General features: G+C 30.3%; 14 protein-coding genes. 11 read left to right on the top strand and 3 right to left on the bottom strand.

Features of this window, described 5'->3' with window-relative positions; translation table 11 throughout:
• Positions 1–201 precede the first annotated feature (201 nt).
• The 4 genes from T473_RS0102430 to T473_RS18420 all read left to right on the top strand — a co-directional run bounded on the left by T473_RS0102430 (position 202) and on the right by T473_RS18420 (position 4,792).
• Positions 202–429, top strand: a complete 228-nt coding sequence (locus T473_RS0102430) for a hypothetical protein (protein WP_024620471.1) — start codon at positions 202–204, stop codon at positions 427–429.
• A 122-nt stretch (positions 430–551) separates the two neighbouring features.
• On the top strand, positions 552–2,234 hold the full coding sequence (locus tag T473_RS0102425) for a S8 family peptidase (RefSeq protein WP_024620470.1): 1,683 nt from the start codon (positions 552–554) through the stop codon (positions 2,232–2,234).
• A gap of 9 nt (positions 2,235–2,243) precedes the next feature.
• The gene (cspC, locus tag T473_RS0102420) at positions 2,244–3,917 is read left to right on the top strand and encodes a bile acid germinant receptor pseudoprotease CspC (RefSeq protein WP_024620469.1); all 1,674 of its coding nucleotides are present in this window, start codon (positions 2,244–2,246) and stop codon (positions 3,915–3,917) included.
• 731 nt (positions 3,918–4,648) lie between these two features.
• Positions 4,649–4,792, top strand: a complete 144-nt coding sequence (locus T473_RS18420; protein WP_161627527.1) for a hypothetical protein — start codon at positions 4,649–4,651, stop codon at positions 4,790–4,792.
• A 403-nt stretch (positions 4,793–5,195) separates the two neighbouring features.
• Here T473_RS18420 and T473_RS15995 read toward each other — a convergent pair whose 3' ends face one another.
• The gene (locus T473_RS15995; RefSeq protein WP_024620468.1) at positions 5,196–5,681 is read right to left on the bottom strand and encodes a ferritin-like domain-containing protein; all 486 of its coding nucleotides are present in this window, start codon (positions 5,679–5,681) and stop codon (positions 5,196–5,198) included.
• 1,186 nt (positions 5,682–6,867) lie between these two features.
• Between T473_RS15995 and T473_RS15990 the strand changes: the two genes are divergently transcribed.
• On the top strand, positions 6,868–7,506 hold the full coding sequence (locus T473_RS15990; RefSeq protein WP_330369339.1) for an MBL fold metallo-hydrolase: 639 nt from the start codon (positions 6,868–6,870) through the stop codon (positions 7,504–7,506).
• Between the two features lie 452 nt (positions 7,507–7,958).
• On the opposite strand, the gene T473_RS0102400 is transcribed toward T473_RS15990, so the two are convergent.
• The gene (locus T473_RS0102400) at positions 7,959–8,456 is read right to left on the bottom strand and encodes a ferritin-like domain-containing protein (RefSeq protein ID WP_024620467.1); all 498 of its coding nucleotides are present in this window, start codon (positions 8,454–8,456) and stop codon (positions 7,959–7,961) included.
• 802 nt (positions 8,457–9,258) lie between these two features.
• On the opposite strand from T473_RS0102400, the gene T473_RS0102395 reads away from it, so the two are divergent.
• From T473_RS0102395 to T473_RS18410, 4 genes are all read left to right on the top strand, one after another.
• Positions 9,259–10,224 (top strand): ABC transporter ATP-binding protein, encoded by a 966-nt coding sequence (locus T473_RS0102395; protein ID WP_024620466.1) that lies wholly within the window; start codon positions 9,259–9,261, stop codon positions 10,222–10,224.
• 1 nt (position 10,225) lies between these two features.
• On the top strand, positions 10,226–11,026 hold the full coding sequence (locus T473_RS0102390; protein ID WP_024620465.1) for an ABC transporter permease: 801 nt from the start codon (positions 10,226–10,228) through the stop codon (positions 11,024–11,026).
• Between the two features lie 330 nt (positions 11,027–11,356).
• The gene (locus T473_RS18415) at positions 11,357–11,506 is read left to right on the top strand and encodes a hypothetical protein (RefSeq protein WP_161627526.1); all 150 of its coding nucleotides are present in this window, start codon (positions 11,357–11,359) and stop codon (positions 11,504–11,506) included.
• Positions 11,506–11,664, top strand: coding sequence for a hypothetical protein (locus T473_RS18410; protein WP_161627525.1), 159 nt, complete (start codon positions 11,506–11,508; stop codon positions 11,662–11,664). The genes T473_RS18415 and T473_RS18410 overlap by 1 nt, the downstream gene beginning before the upstream one ends.
• 67 nt (positions 11,665–11,731) lie before the next feature.
• Here T473_RS18410 and T473_RS0102375 read toward each other — a convergent pair whose 3' ends face one another.
• A complete protein-coding gene (locus tag T473_RS0102375) occupies positions 11,732–12,298 on the bottom strand; it encodes a hypothetical protein (RefSeq protein ID WP_024620464.1) in 567 nt (188 codons plus the stop codon).
• Positions 12,299–12,483: 185 nt separating this feature from the next.
• On the opposite strand from T473_RS0102375, the gene T473_RS0102370 reads away from it, so the two are divergent.
• Both T473_RS0102370 and T473_RS0102365 read left to right on the top strand, forming a co-directional pair.
• The gene (locus tag T473_RS0102370) at positions 12,484–12,795 is read left to right on the top strand and encodes a hypothetical protein (RefSeq protein WP_024620463.1); all 312 of its coding nucleotides are present in this window, start codon (positions 12,484–12,486) and stop codon (positions 12,793–12,795) included.
• A 290-nt stretch (positions 12,796–13,085) separates the two neighbouring features.
• Complete coding sequence (locus T473_RS0102365) at positions 13,086–13,796, top strand: tRNA threonylcarbamoyladenosine dehydratase (protein ID WP_024620462.1); 711 nt, start codon at positions 13,086–13,088, stop codon at positions 13,794–13,796.
• The last annotated feature ends 50 nt before the right edge of the window (positions 13,797–13,846 follow it).

The following is a 13,846-nucleotide window of genomic DNA, read 5'->3' as shown; positions in this document are numbered from 1 at the left end:
TAGAAACTGGTTTCGTTTCAGTAAAATAATCTATAGTTTACTGTTAGAACAGTATAAACCAACCAAGTATAGCTAAGTCGTTAGTTTTGAAGCTATGATAAACGCGTAGCTCTAAGGCTTCCTCATACGATTTCAACTCAAAGATTTATTAACTGAAATACGTAATGATGATTACAAAGAGGGCCAGTCAGAAGACTTGGTATGCCTGCTTGTAATTTATCCAACTCTAATTATGTACAAATGTCATTTGATAAACTTTTTGTGGATATGCAAAGACATGAGAAAATAGATGTAACTATAGATAATTTAAAATACAGATTCAGACATTATGCAGTTCAAAGAGGAATTTCTCTTGTTGATACAGAATTGTCACATATAAATCCTAAAGCGATCATTTTATTCCAACAATATATAAATAATCAAATGTAAATATCATTTATAAATATATTTTCTTTTATTAAGTGAATACGCTATCTAAGTAGAAAATATAATGATAATAGATTTAATACAAAATGCTAAAAATAACTACAGTCAAATAAGGAGTTGTTGTTATGCCCAATGGTAACGATTATAGATTAGATGGAAATAATATTATTTATGACTTAACAGTAACATTTTTACCTAATTTTTTTTATGAGTTTGAATCTGCTGGCTATCCGTATGATTTCATGAGATTAACTAATAATATAGGAATTTTGCGATTAAGTGAAGAAACTTATTCACAAGGACTTGAAGATATATTAAAATTGCCATCAGTTGTAAATGTTGAAAGAACTGTAAGAATGGCTCCACTATCTCAAGTTAGTCAAGGCGTTGAAAATGGTATCGTTGCAACTGAGGAAATAGGTGTTAACTATTTTAAAAACAACCCTAATATATCTATAACTGGTAGAGGTGTAATAATAGCAGTTGCAGATAGTGGTATAGATTATTTACATCGTGATTTTATACATCCCGATGGAACATCTAAAATACTATATTTATGGGACCAGACAAAAGATGGTATACCTCCAGAAGGATTTTATTTTGGGACAGAGTATACAAGGGAAGATATTAATAGAGCCATACAGAACAATGACCCTAGTTTGTCTCAAGATGAAATAGGAAGAGGAACAATGATAAGTGGTATATGTGCTGGTATGGGAAATGTAAATCCTGAATATGCAGGTGTTGCATATGAAGCTGATTTGATTATTATAAAACTTGGAACTTTAGAAGGTTACTATAATAATGCGATGTTGGATGCAGCAACAGAGTATGCATATGGAAAAGCCCGACAACTAAATATGCCTGTAGTAATAAATGTTTCTTATGGAAGTAACAATCTCTTGGGGTTAACTAACACAAATACGTCAAGATACTACAATAGGGGATATTGTGAGGTTGCTGGAGCAGGAGATGAGGGCGATACACAAACACATACAACAGGAAGACTACAGTTTAATAGAGATACAGCCAATGTGGAGTTTGAGCTAAGTGAAGATGAAAAAGAACTAACATTAGACCTGTGGGTGCAAAGGCCAGATTTAATAGAGATGGAAGTTGTTTCTCCCTCAGGTGAAAGTACCAGGAGGGTAAGTGCGTACTCTAACTATCTTGAAGTTAGTGGGCTACTTGATTTAGAGGGAACCTCTTATAGAATAACTTCGAGATATCCTACAACCGTTTCAGGCCAACAATTTATTCAAATATATTTACGAAATGTTGTACGTGGTATTTGGACAATAAGAATAACTGGAATTAATATAATTAATGGGAGATATAATATATACTTACCAAATAGAATCTTTATAAATAGCGGAACAAGATTTAGAAACTCCAACCCATCTTATACCATAAATTACCCAGCAATTTTAGAAGAAATTATAACCGTAGGTGCATATAATTCATTCAACAGGAGTTTATGGAATAGTTCTTCAAGAGGTCCTACTATTCAAAATTGGGCAAAACCAGATATCATCGCTCCAGGTGTAAATATTATTGCTCCTTATCCTGGCAATACGTATGGCACTATAACAGGTACAGGAGCATCGGCAGCACATGTTTCAGGAGCTGCAGCATTGTATTTTCAGTATACATTTGTGGATGGAAACTACTATAATCAAGCATATCTATCTAATTTTAAAACATTTATAAAATTGGGTGCTGATCGAGCTACAAATATTGTTTATCCCAATTATAGTTATGGATATGGAGTTTTAGATGTTAGAAGAATGTTTGATTTTTTTAGATAGGAGGTAAATATGGAAAAATCATTTTACATTGTATATCAAGAAGGTTCAGACATAGGATCTGCCCTTAGAGAGAGAGGTTTAAATAACTTTATTATATTAAATGAAAGGCTTGCTGTCCTATACACACCATTAGATTTCAACTCAAATATTTTAAGAAGTATATATGAGGTTTCTTGGTATAGTGAATCTGATCCAATGAGTTCTATGATAGATTTAACAAATTATGTTGAGGCTGGTGATGGGGCAAGAAGTATCACTGGAGTGGATTATATTTATAAAAATGTTTACAATGATATTACAGGAAGAGGAGTTCTTATTGCAATAATAGATTCAGGAGTCGATTATTTACATCCTGATTTAATTAGAGATGATGGATCAAGTAAAATATTAAAGTTATGGGATCAAGAAGGGACTATAAATCCCCCTCCAGAAGGATATTTGTTTGGTAGTGAATTTACAAGAGAAGAGTTAAACGCCGCTATAGCAAGAAATGATGGAAGTTTAAGTAGAGATGATGTGGGAACAGGTACGATGGCTGCTGGAATTACAGTAGGTAGCGGAAGGATAAACTCTAACTACAAAGGAATAGCAGAAGGACCTGATTTAATTGTTGTAAAATTAAAATCATATCCCGGAAGGTATTATGTAGAAAAGCGTAATTATACAACTACTGATTTTTTGGCGGCGTTTTCATATGCTATAAACATTGCACTTATGGAGGAAAAATCTCTCATAATAAATTTAACTGTTGGGCAAAGATCTTCATTGGGATTTATAACATTACTAAACACATTTACTGAATTAGAATATCCAGGAGTTGTTGTAGTAAGTGGTGCAGGCAATCAAAGAAATACTTATATACATTATGCTGGTAAATTTAGAAATCAGATGGATATAAATGATATTATTATTGAATATGGTAATGGTCAAAATTTAGATATTTATCTTGAGGGGAGTGATTTAGATAGAATAATTGCAACTATCATTTCGCCATCAGGGGAAGTTAGTTATACAGCACCTTATGCACCAGATTACTATGAGTACATAGGAGTTTTCAATTTAGAAAACACAACATATAGAATGAGATACTTCTATCCTTGGACACCTACAGGATCACAATTATTTGAAATAAACCTCAGAAATATGAAACCAGGAGCTTGGACCCTTAGAGTTAGGCCAGATGTATTCCTAAATGGAGAATACCATGTTTATCTACCAAACAGTAATCTCATAGGTATTAATGATGGATTCATAGATACGAGTTCATTTTCAACTATAACTTCATTTGGAACTGGTGAGAATATAATTACTGTAGGTGCTTATGACAATAGATATGATAGTATATGGATTGGTTCATCAAAGGGACCTACTAAGGGTGTCTCTACGAAACCTGATTTCGTAGCTCCCGGCGTTAATATTATATCAACTTACGGCAATGGCTATAGATCAGGTACAGGGACCGGTATTAGCAGTTCTGTAACATCAGGTATGCTAGCGCTGTTAATGGAGTATATAAGTCGACAAAGTAGATACCCAAAATTATTGTTATATTCACAAGTTTTAAAAACATATTTAATGATAGGTGCAACAAGAAATGAATTATATGAATATCCTAACGATTCTCAAGGATATGGTTTAGTCGATTTCAGAAGGACTATTCAAATAATCTCTGATAGTTTATAAAACATTATTTAAAATTACCTGCTTAATTATAGATAGTTTTTTTATGTAAGAATAATGAACTTTAATTAAATTTAAGTAAAAAATAGAGAAATCAAAATAAACAGATTTCCCTCAAGGTAACTTTAATCGATTACATTTAACGTTTATGACATCTTAAAGGAAGTTTAAGAACGCTGCGCTTGTAATTCACTTGTGTAATAAAGTGTATGCATAATAATTTTAAAATGTGCATGTCTCAATAAAATAATCTAAAAAAATATAAGACCTAGAGTTTCTAGGTTTTTTATTTGCTATACTTTATAAATAATTTGGTTCTAATTTGGTTCTATAATAAAATAATGTCATTATTTTGTTTGTGAAAAATACGGAATTTACTAATAAAAACATTGAAACATCAATATAATGTAAATAAAAGCATTTTAAAAACGCTCCCACTCATTCCCGCCAGTAAAAGCTCTAGGCATTAGAAAAACTAATGCCTAGAGCTTTTTTTTTCTCATTGATACCTTTTTGTTACCATGAAGTTTAATCTTCGAATAACTTCAAGTTGTTTATTAGGATATAGGTGTGAATATGTATTCCAAGTTGTATCTAAGGGGGGATTAGATGGATATTATGAGTTTTATACCAGAGCAACTAATAACCCAGAGTCAGATAGAATTTGCAAGAGTTTAGAAAAATTAGGGATATAAAAATATAGGTTTGAAAGATGGAAGCGGATATAGCAGATTATGATTATAAGAAGTTATATGTGTAGAAATGCCTACGCTATAAGCGGTGGAGCAAACAAAGGGCTAGAGAAGTTCCCAGACAATGTAACTAGGTTTGTTGGTAATGGCTTTAAAGAGACGTACAGAAGAGTAGTTGAAAAATAATAATTAATAAAGGAATACTAAAAAAAGAACATGCCATCTTAATATACTTAAACAAGATGGCATGACCTTACTATTATTTTCCTAAAACATTTATAGAAATAAATAAATGAATAAATTTATTACTGTAATATTGAAAAAAGGTTTGATATTTAATTAAAAAACAATATATTTCAATTCGCTTAAGGAGGATGCAAAACAATACTTTAGTGGATTATATTCTTGTCCACTGATATATAATATGAAATTTATGTCGAAAAAGTGTTTGTAGTAATTTATATTGTTTTCAGCTTAACTAAGTTTGCAGGTAATGACTTTAGGAGACAAATAGGTTTGTTGTTTGGTTGGATAATAGAAAACTTATGTAACGCAAAAGGGTAGCTTAATTGCTACCCTATTTTGCTATTTACAATATATTTGCAAATTGTAAAAGTAAAGAATTATATAAATTCATATGATTCAGCTCATCGGATATAATACTTGAAATCGTAGTCCTATCAGAAGATGATGATAAACCATTCATTATAAGTCTATATTTTTTTACGGAGTCTAAATTTTCCATGAGCGCGTTTTCTAATCCGTCTGTAAGATTAACTGGTGGATAAAAGACCCCTTCATAAACCGAGGGATAAGACCCAGTAATTCGAAAATATAAATTTTGTAGCAAGACAAGATGTTTTAGTTCCTCATCCCTTATAGATTCTAAAAGTATTATTATTTCCTTTGCCTCGGATAGAGAAAGAGATGGTATAGGAGAAAGTTCTGATATCATAACATGATCAATTAACCATTGAAAAAATTGCAAATGTTTTTCTTTAGATATTATAGATTCACCAATCATATTTATTGTATTTTGCAATTGGTTAGTATCTGGGTAAAATTCTTCAGGCATAAATAACCTCCTAAATAGCTTTACTATAGTATATGTTCTAATTAAAGTTTTGCATACTTTTCGTTATATGCCTATAATAGACCATGCTATCCCTAAGATGTGATAGCATGGATATATTTAATAGAAAGGTAATCAAACAAATGTTAATAGCGGAGATGCAAGAATAGATATTTTATAGTATAGAAGGGAATTAATAAAAGCAAAGGGGCACCTATATATTTAACAAGTTGGCACTTGAATCTCACAATAAATTCTAAAAGGTAACTATTATCGAGGCCAATTTTATTTGTTAATATATATGAAAACACACAAAATTGTACTACCGCATTATAAAAATATGGCGGTATGATTTAAATTACGATACCATAACCCTAACAAAAAAGGAGTTATTATATACAACAAATCACTAAGAGGAAATACCGTTTTTGAATGGGCAGATTATATATCAGTGGATGAGAATATAATCCGCTATAGTTTTTAGTTTTACGTATCCCTTTTAGCGAATTGAGATACTATTTAACATATTTTTTCTATCAATGGTAACAAAGTAAATTTTTAATTCATTTCTATAAATGTATTAGGAAAATAATAGCAAGGTATCATGCCAACTTATTTAAGATTATTAAGATGGCATGTACTTTTTAAAGAAGAAAATTAATGTAGACGACAAAGGGTAGATTAATTTCTACCCTTATTTTATTTCTAATATTTGCAAATATTTTTCTATTTTATTGATAAAATTTAAGAAAAAGGATATTATTTAAGAAAAAGGATATATTATCATACCTTTATCTGGAAAATAGGAAGTATGTAATTTTGTGGAGATGAGAAAAAAGTGAAATTAAGTGTTCAAGATTTACCCTTACGGCGTAAATTATTTGAACCTTTTAGCAAAACCGTATACAATTTGGCAAATATTTTTACAAGATTATATTCATGAGTGTTTTTTATAGGAAAACAGCAAAAGGTAATACAAATTTGTGGAATACGGACATTCCTGATAGTTATTATAGTTATAGGAATATTTGTGATATATTCACTTTGCACTTAAGTAAACTTCCCATAGCGGTGAATTGGATTGAATAAGAATATAACAGGAGGATTTATTTATGGAGTTGAGGCAGCTAACAGATCGTATTTTTTATAGTATGTTTGATAAAGAGCTGATAGGCCAGTTCTTGGGTATATAAAAGGGCAAAGGTACTCTTTAATGGTGGACTCAGGTAATTCTAAAAAACATGTTGAATTATTTAATGAAGCTATACGTAATAATGGATTAAGAAAACCAGACGTTATTGCTATTACTCATTGGCATTGGGATCATTCTTTTGGTATGCATGCAGTGGATGGGATTACTATTGCTCACAAAGAAACAAACAATAAATTAGAGGAAATAGCGAAGTGGAAATGGACAGATTCTGAGATGAAAAAGAGATTAGAAGCAAAGGTTGAGATTGAATTCGCTGATACTTGTATTCGTAAAGAATATCCGCTACTTTCGGATATACGAGTAATGACTTCTGATATCTCTTTTAAAGGAGATATGGAAGTTGATCTAGGAGATATTGTTGTAGAATTACATCATATAGTATCTCCTCATAGTGAAGATTGTATTTGCATATTTATACCCCAAGAAAAGGTGTTATTTATTGGTGATGCTGTTGGAGTGAATTATTACAATAATTGCTATTTAGATAAAGATAAATTACGTTCTTTAATTACATCTATTGAAGAATTTGATTTTGATATTTGTGTAATGGGGCATGCTGAACCAGTTAGCAAACTGAATATTCTTAATATCATGTCTTCTCTTCTAGACAGTTAAGAAAATATGATAGTAAATAACTTGTACAAATAAAGACATTAAAAGAAAAGAATTGTTAGACATGGACTATCAATAGAAGATGAATTTAACTCTAAGAAAAAAGAGTTATTAAATATATAAAAAAAAGCACACAATTATGTGTGCTTTTTATATTGTTTCAATAAAAATGTATGTATCAGTTACCTAGTTATCCACTGATATAATATATGAAATTTATGTATAAATAATTAGCGGTTTTGATATTCGGATATAAATGAGTATATGTATTCCATGTTGTATCCACCTTATCATGTCCTAATCTTTCTGAAATAGTAAGTATAAGGAAAGAAGCATACAGAAAATATTATCATATATCATATTACCAGAAAGACACAAAGTACGTATAGAAAAGTAGCTTAGTGATTGGGAGATAGAAAATTAGTGTAAGATAAAAGGGTAGTTTAGTTGCTACCCTATTTTGTGATTTGATCTATATTTGAAAACTTTGTAAGTAAAGAATTATATAAGTTTATATGATTTAGCTCATCAGATATTATACTTGAAATCGTATCTCTATCAGAAGAGGATGATAAACCATTCATTATTAGTCTATATTTTTTAACTGATTCTAGATTTTCCATGAGCGCGTTTTCTAATCCGGCTACAAGATTATCTGGTGGATAAAAAACCCCTTCATATAACGGGGAATAAGAGCCAGTAACTCGATAATATATATTTTGTAGTAAGACAAGATGTTTTAGTTCCTCATCTCTTATATATTCTAAAAGTGTTATTACTTGTTTTGCCTGAGATAATGAAAGAGATGGTATAGGAGAAAGTTCTGATATCATAACATGATCAATCAACCACTGAAAAAATTGCAAATGTTTTTCTTTAGATATTATAGATTCGCCAATCATATTTATAGTATTCTGCTGTTCAATAGGATTTCGGTAAACTTCTTCATACATAATAAACCTCCTAAGTATTTTTATATAAATATATGTCTAAATAATGTTATGTATACTTTAATAAAAATGAAGCTTAAAATCACCAACTATTGTCTATACTAATCGTAACTAATAGTTTAAATTCTATAATTTATCTACAATTTCTATTTGTTATTTTGTTACAAGTGTAAATATCTATTCATGTAGTTTCTACTTTTTCATTTCCAAGTCGTTCCTATATAGTTAGAAATTAATATGCAATGCAATATCTATATTTGCCACCAATAAGTTGTAAACGAATCTCTTCTATATTTTTGTAAGTATTAGCATATTAAATATAGGTGATTTTTATACAGCATTTAGTTTATTAATCCTAGATATTCGTTGGTATGAATATATTCAAATATGTTGTACAAGATAAAAAGAAAAAAGATATATACCTCTCAATCATTAAAACATTAGAATCAAATTTTCATAAGTAATAATTTATATTATCATTGCTTTTTATACCCCGTGGGGGTATAATAATATCAGGAATAAAAAACATAAATAATTTTGTTATGAGTTAAATTCATGAATTTAAGTATGGTTAAGAAAACATAAAAGATAGCAGGAGTGTTGTGTAAATTATGTGTAAAGTTAGTTGAAAGTAGTGTTTGTATGCTTAGTGGTAATTCAAACAAAAATGTAAATATAGAATATGATAAGTCATAGGCAAAGTTAATAATATAAAAGTAGTAATTAAAGAAGCTGGGTACGGCATACTCGAGGAATATTAACTTGAAATATTTAATCACAACTGTAAAAGAAAAGAGGAGAATAAATGGAAAAAATATTAGAGGTAAAGGATTTAAAGAAGGTTTTCAAGAAAAAAGATGGAAGTGAACATATTGCTGTTAATGGCATTAGCTTTCATTTAGTTAAAGGAGAGATTTTTAGTTTTCTTGGGCCTAATGGAGCAGGGAAAAGTACTACTATCAATATGTTAACCACGCAAATGGAACCTACAGGAGGTACCATTACCCTACACAAACAGCCGATCAGTGAAGAACCAACATTCGCAAGAGGAAGGATTGGAATTGTAGCACAGCATAACAATCTGGATAGAGGATTAACTGCGAAAGAAAACTTAGTCTATCATGGAAAGTATTTTGGAATGACACATTCGGAAGCCGAACAGAAAGCTTCTGAATTATTAAAAAGTTTTGGGTTAAGTAATTGGCAGAATGAATTTGTAAAAAGCTTTTCTGGAGGAATGGCACAACGTTTAAAAATTGCACGAGCTATCATGCATGAACCAGAAATATTATTTTTAGATGAACCGACAACGGGTTTGGATCCAGCTTATCGTGAGATTTTATGGGAACATGTCCTACATTTAAATAAGAAAAAAGGAACAACGGTTTTTTTAACAACACACTATATGGAAGAACCTGAGCGTTTTTCTGATCGCGTTGCCGTTTACAATCAAGGCGAAATTAAAGCGATTGGAACTGTAGATGAATTACGAAAACTTATACCATCAAGTGATGTTATTAACATAACTGTAGATTCATTAGCTTCTATTAATATCATGAATGTAATGGAGATGAATGGAGTTAAAGATGTAACTTTGAAAGATGAAAAGACATTTATAGTCTATACAGAAAACAGTAAAGAAGTATTAAGCAAATTATTGGGTTGGTTAGATGAACAAAATGCCAGTATTGAAAATATCAATTTAAGCTCCGCCACACTTGAAGATATTTTCATTCATTTAACAAATCAGAAAACGAAAGGAGGAAATTAAAATGACGACTGAGAAAGAACGTAAAATAAAAACACAAGTTTTTTGGACAATGGTAAAGCGAGATTTATTGATACAAGGAAGAAACTGGATGGAATTTATTTTCCGAGTGGGAATGTTGCCATTCATATTAATTTTAACATATGGATATGTATTACCGAAAATTGGTATACTTTCACCAGATTTCCCAAATCAATTATTTCCTGGAATGGTTGGTATGAGTTTATTGGTGACAGGTATTCATGGAACGGCCGTTCCTATGGCAATGGATTTCAATAATTCAAGGGAGATTGAAGATCGTCTACAAGCACCTGTTAATACACTAATGACTGCATGGGCTAAAATGTTTGTGGGTGTTGTAGAATCATGGATAGGAGCCTTGATTGTACTGCCAATTTCTTTGATTTTTATGGGTGCCAATATTAATATTCATTTAAATTTTGAATCAAGTATTCTTTTGTTTATAATTCTTATTTTAAGTTCTATTACATCCGCAACATTAGGCCTACTAGTTGGAACAATCGTTAAACCTATGCAAATCGCTGCGATGTTCCCAGGATTTTTGATGCCATTAATCTTCACTGGAGCAATTTTCTTTAGTTGGTCTGCATTATCGCCGCTTCCAATTTTTAAATGGATAGTATTAGTCAATCCATTAGTTTATATCAATGAAGCGCTGAGATATGCAATGGGTACGTCTATAGAAACAATGCCATTGTTGGTTAGTTTAGCAGGTATAGTATTCTTCACTATTTTGATGGGTGTTGTTGGGATAAGACGATTTAAAAAAATGGCTATGCGTTAAAATTTTGAAATTCGGAAAAAGGATATTTTTTGTTTGGAAATATAAAATTATAAAAGTTAAATTAAAAAAGGGGCTATCTTAAAATTTTTTATTTTGAGATAGCCCCTTTTTCAATTAATAAGTAATCTAGTTATTGCACAAATATTTATATTGTATAAATATAGGTATTTCTAATTAGAATAGCGGATGAAACTAAAGGTATAGGTTTTAATAATTGGACAAGATTAGCTTCAGCATGTGGTGATAATGCAAAGATAATCAATAAATGCTAAAAAATACTATTATATTATTCTCGTAATTATAAACACTAATACAAAGGAGAGTGTTTATATGCTAAGCAGAGAAGACATTAAAGATGTGTTGCAACTAATAAATGAGATAGAAAAACACATTGTTAAAGATAAAGATCTTACCGAGGCACTTCAAGACATTGGCGAACTCCAAGATTTCTTCGAATATGAATTAGAGGTGGAGAAATAATGAAAATGACGATAGGTGAATTAATCGACAACTTACAGTTCATTCAAGATAAGTTTGAATTAGAAAATCTATATGTGTATAAGACTCAGGATGGGCTAGAATTTATAGATGAAAGTGAATATAAAATTGGTGATTTAGAGATAGATCAAAATGAATAACAGAAATGAGAGATGATTAGGGAATTAAAATGCCACCCTATTAAACTTGATAAGGTGGCATGTCTTATTAATAAACTTCTACGCTACAAGTAGTCGTTTCCAATTGTGGGCATATATAATTTTTCTCATAAATTAGCCTAAGCCTTGGTTGCATTCCTTTTATTCTATATCTATCAGATGCATAGGTAATAATCCGTGTATCTATATTCCCTGTTAATAATAAACCCTTATTTTCTACTGCTTCGTCTATCCAAGTTTTTACAATAGAAGTTATGTCGACCTCTGAATAACTACAGCAATGTTTATCTTCGAAATTCACTACTTGACTATATTCAATATCTAGACAACGTGAATAAATGCTAAAAAAATCCATCAATGGGTATACGCTATAATAAGCACACTGATTTCTATAATATATTTGATTTCTTAATTTTGGAGGCAATTTAAAAAGGATTAGCTTAGCCTGTTTTATATCTTTTAAAAAAGAGCATGGAAGTAAATCAAAATATAAGTAGATTAGATAATTACAGTAATCACTATGACCTAATAGTAAATTTTCATTTTCTTTATTTATATAATTACAATCTTTTGAAAAGCAGATTGATTCCTGACATTTTAAGTCTATTAAGCTCATATTATTACACCTCCTTACTATATTGTATACAATTTATAATATATTGAGACCTAATCACCTTAATTTCTACTATTTCATATATTTTTCATCACATTTCACTTATTTCAGCTCGTTTGAATATAATATTTTGTAAAGTCTTATTTACCTAAGATTTTATAAAATATAATTACAAGGAGGTGTTATCTATGGCAATTAATGTGACCGTAACTAGTGCTGAACCATTAGACCTTAGTAATCCAAATGCATATCTTGACATAACCTTTACCAATACCAATGCATTTGATTATGCAGAAAATTCAAATATATATTATTCTGCACTTCTTACAGACTCTACTCCTGGAACGGCTCTTACTAGAGAAGTGACTTTTGTAGTAAGTCAGACTGCTGAAGGTACAATTGCTGCAAATACAACCAAAACTTTTACATTTGAAAATACTACTAACTTAGTTCCTACTATTACTGGATCAGACGGTAGAATTATATATGTAGCGCAGTAGATATAATAATTTGATTTTTTAATCTTAAACTAAGCACAACGATTTTTCGTTGTGCTTTAATATAGGAAAAACTACGAATATTCTTACTTATATTTTTTTATCTTAAAGATATCAACTAACAATTCTGGAAACAATTAGTAGACCTTTATGAAAGTCCGAAAAAAGACCGAAAAAAAATTTAGATCAAGTAGTTAAATGGAGATGATACTCTTTTTTTATTTTTATAATTTGCTATAATATAATAAGGATTTTTAATCTGAAGATATACAGTTAATAGGAGAGTGGATTGATTGGAAAATAACTTTACAACTAGAACTAGTTTTTTGCTTGGTGATGATGGTTTAGATAAATTAAAAACTTCAAATATATTAATTTTTGGAGTTGGCGGAGTAGGGAGTTTTGTTGCAGAAGCAACAGCTAGAGCAGGGATAGGAAATATAACTATAGTGGATTTTGATGATGTGGATATAACCAATATCAATAGACAGATACCAGCGCTTCACTCTACGGTTGGAAGAGATAAAGTAGATGTAATGCAGGAGAGAATTTTAGATATAAATCCTGATATAAATATCAGAAATTTTAAAGAGAAATACAATGAAGAGACAAGCGAGATGTTCTTCGATCAAGATTATGATTATGTAATAGATGCAATCGATATGGTCTCATCAAAGATTCATTTAATAGAAACTTGTAAAAGAAAAGGTTTAAAAATAATAAGTAGCATGGGAATGGGCAATAAAGTAGATCCTACGAAAATTGTTGTAACGGATATATACAAAACTTCTACGGATCCACTTGCAAAAGTTATGCGCAAAGAGCTAAGAGATAGAAAGATAAAAGATTTAAAGGTGGTTTACTCAACAGAAACACCTGTGGAACTTAAGAAGAGGGTTGTAAATGGTAGGAAGTTGACTCCTGGAAGTATTTCTTTTGTTCCTTCTGTAGGTGGGCTTACAATAGCTTCTGTAGTGGTAAATGATTTAGTTGGAGAGTTATAAATTTATATAGAGAAGGCAAAATTGCTTAGAGATTTTAATAATATTAGAAG

It is taken from the genome of Clostridioides mangenotii TR (genome assembly GCF_000498755.1).
GTDB classification, from domain to species: domain Bacteria; phylum Bacillota; class Clostridia; order Peptostreptococcales; family Peptostreptococcaceae; genus Metaclostridioides; species Metaclostridioides mangenotii_A.
Note: the sequence above shows the minus strand (reverse complement) of the source record. Positions and strands in the feature narration are given on the sequence as shown.